Genomic DNA, 3,603 nt, shown 5'->3' with positions numbered 1-3,603 from the left:
GTGTAATGTATTGCGTTATGCTTTTTTATAGTATAAAAGAAAGGCTTGAAGATAATGATTCGTCGTTTGAGAAAGCTAAAAAATGTAGCAGTCGTAGTAAGCTTCTAAGTAAATAGCAATATATATAATACTTAGAAGCGAGGAATAAAGTTATGAAGCATCCATTATTTAATCATTGGTCAGAAACAAAGTATATAAAAGATATAGTAACAAATCCACTCATTGAAGTAGGAGAGTACTCCTATTATTCAGGCTATTATAGTTATCAAAATTTTGAAGATGGCTGTGTAAGGTATTTGTGGGGAGATGCTAAGTCCCAAGCACTGTTCAATCCAATTGAACAGATGGGATGGCACCTTGACAAACTCATTATTGGGAATTATGTTTGCATAGCAAGCGGGGTAGTCATTTTAATGGGTGGTAATCATAATCATCACTCAGAATGGATTACAGTATATCCATTCGCTGAGCAAATTAAACAATCATATGAACCTAAGGGAGATACAGTCATTAAAAGTGATGCTTGGATTGGAATGAATGCTATAATAATGCCTGGCGTTACTATTGGTGAAGGTGCAATTGTTGCTGCAGGATCAGTCGTAAGTAAAGATGTTCCGCCGTATACAATAGTTGGTGGAAATCCTGCTAAGGAAATAAAGAAACGATTCACTGATACAGAAATAAACATGTTAATGGAAATGCGTTGGTTTGATTGGGATAGGAAATTGATTGAGAAGGCAATTCCGCTGTTATCTAGTCCATCCATCGAACCATTATTTGCTTTTTATAAAAATGAAGTGAAAAATAAATAAATCAGTTAGAAAAACTACATCCAGTATAGGGTGTAGTTTTTTATTTTTTGTAAATGTGGAACAAATGTATTATTTAGATTGTCTATTAACTGTAATCCTAAAAAAATATGAAAGTGTGAATCATTTTGAAAAATATAAGGGGATTAAAAATAAGGATATGTGTGGGAATACAAAGTATTAGCGCACCTAAAAATGTCGGATGAGATGGTCTATATGAAAGCGATTCTAACGTTTTATATGTATATACAATTTGAGAACACTTTCTATTTTTTTGCGGGATTATGTTAGAATAACGCTTTTTTTAAGTACAAAGAAATTGGAGGTAACAGAAGTGAAAGGTATGTTTTGCAATAGAGTTATTGCAATAGTAACAGTGCTTACAATATTTTGTAGCATGGTCGTTACAATTGGAAAAGCAGCAGCGGAAACAGATCCTGCTATAGACGTTGAAGCAGGGTCAGCAATTTTAATAGAAGAAAATTCCGGAAAAATTTTATATGAAAAAAATGCAGATGAATCATTGGCAATTGCTAGTATGACAAAAATGATGAGCGAATACTTAGTTCATGAAGCGGTGGATAAAGGAAAACTTAAATGGGATCAAAAAGTTAAAATCTCTGAATATGCACATAAGATTTCGCAAGATCGTTCACTATCAAATGTTCCATTAGAAAATGGTGGCTCTTATACGGTAAAAGAGTTATATGAGGCAATGGCAATTTACTCTGCAAATGGTGCAACAATTGCTTTAGTTGAACAGATTGCTGGTAAAGAGGTCAATTTTGTAAAAATGATGAACGATAAGTCAAAAGAGTTTGGTATGAAAGATTATAAGTTTGTAAACTCTACTGGCTTAACAAATCAAGATTTAAAAGGATATCATCTAGAAGGGACAACTCTAGAAGAGAAAAATAAAATGTCTGCAAGGGATTGTGCAATTTTAGCACAACGTCTTATTCAAGATTTCCCCCAAATATTAAATACAGCAAAAATTCCTAAAAAAACATTCCAAGAGGGTGGTAAATATCCAATTGATATGGCGAACTTTAACTGGATGTTAAAAGGCTTAATTAAGCAATATGAAGGTGTAGATGGTTTGAAAACAGGAACGACTCCAGAAGCGGGAGATTGTTTCACTGGTACAGTAGAAAGAAATGGTATGCGACTAATTTCTGTAGTGATAAAAGCAAAATCTCATACGGCACGTTTTGATGAAACAAAGAAATTATACGATTATGGATTTGCGAATTTTGAAGTGAAGAATGTCTACGGAAAAGATTCAGTAATAAAAGGACATGAAACAGTTCGAGTGGCAAATGCAAAAGACAAAGATGTAGTAGTTCAAACGAAGCAAGCTGTTTCACTTCCAATGCCGAAGGGCAATAAAGACATTTATAAAAAAGAATTTAAAGTATCGAATAGGGAACAAGAAGCGCCTATTAAAAAAGGTGTAACAATTAGTAAAATGATTATCTCGTCTAAAGATAATACAGATCCTGGGTTCTTATCAGGTAATTCATTACAAATAGACCTTGTAACAAAATCTGATGTGGAACAAGCAAATTGGCTTACACGTTTTATACGTAAAACAGGATCTTTTTTTAGTGGTATGTGGGATCGTACGATTGATATAGTAAAAAGCTAATTTTATAGGATACAACTAAATATTAGTTTGAAACAAAAGGTTTCCAAGCACTATAGATTCTTATGTGGATAGCTTGGAATGTCAGGGTGTAATTTTTTCTTCTTACTTTGTGCATTGCAATGACACTACTTTTTTCTATAGTTTCGTATCATTTAATCGAAAAGAAATGTATCAACTGGGCAAAACAAAGAACAACAAATTTTTTGAAAAAAGTATAATTCCTAGAGGGATTTTATTTCTTTAGTAAATATACGAATATGACCGATTCCTTAGTATACTTGGGAATCGGTCAATTTTGGATTCTAAATGTAAATATAGTAAAGTGGAATATAATTGAAATCGAAAACCACTTAGAAATAACAATTACGGTGTGAGCTATTGTATAGTATAGATATGTTTAAAAATAAAGGGGGAATACATATGTGGAAGCGATTTGTAGCAATTGGTGATAGTTTTACAGAGGGGATAGGGGATGAAGTTGAGGGAATTGCATTAAAAAGCTGGGTAGATCATTTTGTTCAACTGTGTGAAAAAGATATAGAATATGCCAATTTTGCAAAGCGTGGGTTAGTAACTGAAGAAATTCGCTTGCAGCAATTGGAAAAGGCGTTAACTTTTAATCCAGATTTGGTTAGTCTCATTGCAGGGGCAAACGATGTTTTAAAAGGACGTTGGAATCATGATGCATATAAGAACGATATGGAATTTATGATAGATACATTAAGTAAAGCAGGGGCTGATATTATTATAGCAAACCTTCCTGATTTTACAGTTAGGCTTCCTTTTGCTTCTGAAAAAAAACAAGAAATAAAAGAACAATTATTAGAGGCAAATGAAGTTATACATTCACTGAGCAGAGAGTATAAGCTTCATCATGTTGATTTTTGGAATCATCATTTAGTTAATGACAATACGCTTTGGTCTAAGGATTTAATTCATCCAAACTCAAAAGGATATGTAAAAGTTGCTGAATTGATTTTTAGTAGTTTGCCTGTACAGAAGACAAAATAATAGTTTGCAATGTAACGAATATGATATTAAGTGTATGAAGCTATGTTTTTTAGTAAATGGAAAGAACTAAACATTTAGCAAACAAAGCGTTTCTACGATATATTTCTACAGTAGTGCACAAATACAGAATCACAA

3 protein-coding genes and 1 pseudogene are annotated in these 3,603 nt (G+C 32.7%); all 4 read left to right on the top strand.

Going from position 1 to position 3,603, the window contains the following annotated elements; genetic code table 11:
* Positions 1-152: 152 nt before the first annotated feature.
* Complete coding sequence (locus ABWK52_RS23760) at positions 153-812, top strand: CatB-related O-acetyltransferase (RefSeq protein ID WP_000682540.1); 660 nt, start codon at positions 153-155, stop codon at positions 810-812.
* 331 nt (positions 813-1,143) lie between these two features.
* A complete protein-coding gene (locus ABWK52_RS23755) occupies positions 1,144-2,457 on the top strand; it encodes a D-alanyl-D-alanine carboxypeptidase family protein (protein WP_000677709.1) in 1,314 nt (437 codons plus the stop codon).
* A gap of 92 nt (positions 2,458-2,549) precedes the next feature.
* Positions 2,550-2,675 (top strand): annotated as a pseudogene (locus ABWK52_RS23750) (acyltransferase family protein); the annotation flags it as partial.
* A 202-nt stretch (positions 2,676-2,877) separates the two neighbouring features.
* Positions 2,878-3,468, top strand: a complete 591-nt coding sequence (locus ABWK52_RS23745; protein ID WP_000265873.1) for an SGNH/GDSL hydrolase family protein — start codon at positions 2,878-2,880, stop codon at positions 3,466-3,468.
* Positions 3,469-3,603 lie beyond the last annotated feature (135 nt).

Origin of the sequence: Bacillus sp. AP50 (assembly GCF_040492675.1) — a bacterium.
In the GTDB taxonomy this organism is placed as follows: domain Bacteria; phylum Bacillota; class Bacilli; order Bacillales; family Bacillaceae_G; genus Bacillus_A; species Bacillus_A cereus.
The sequence above is the reverse complement of the archived record's forward strand: the minus strand, read 5'-3'. Positions and strand labels throughout refer to the sequence as shown.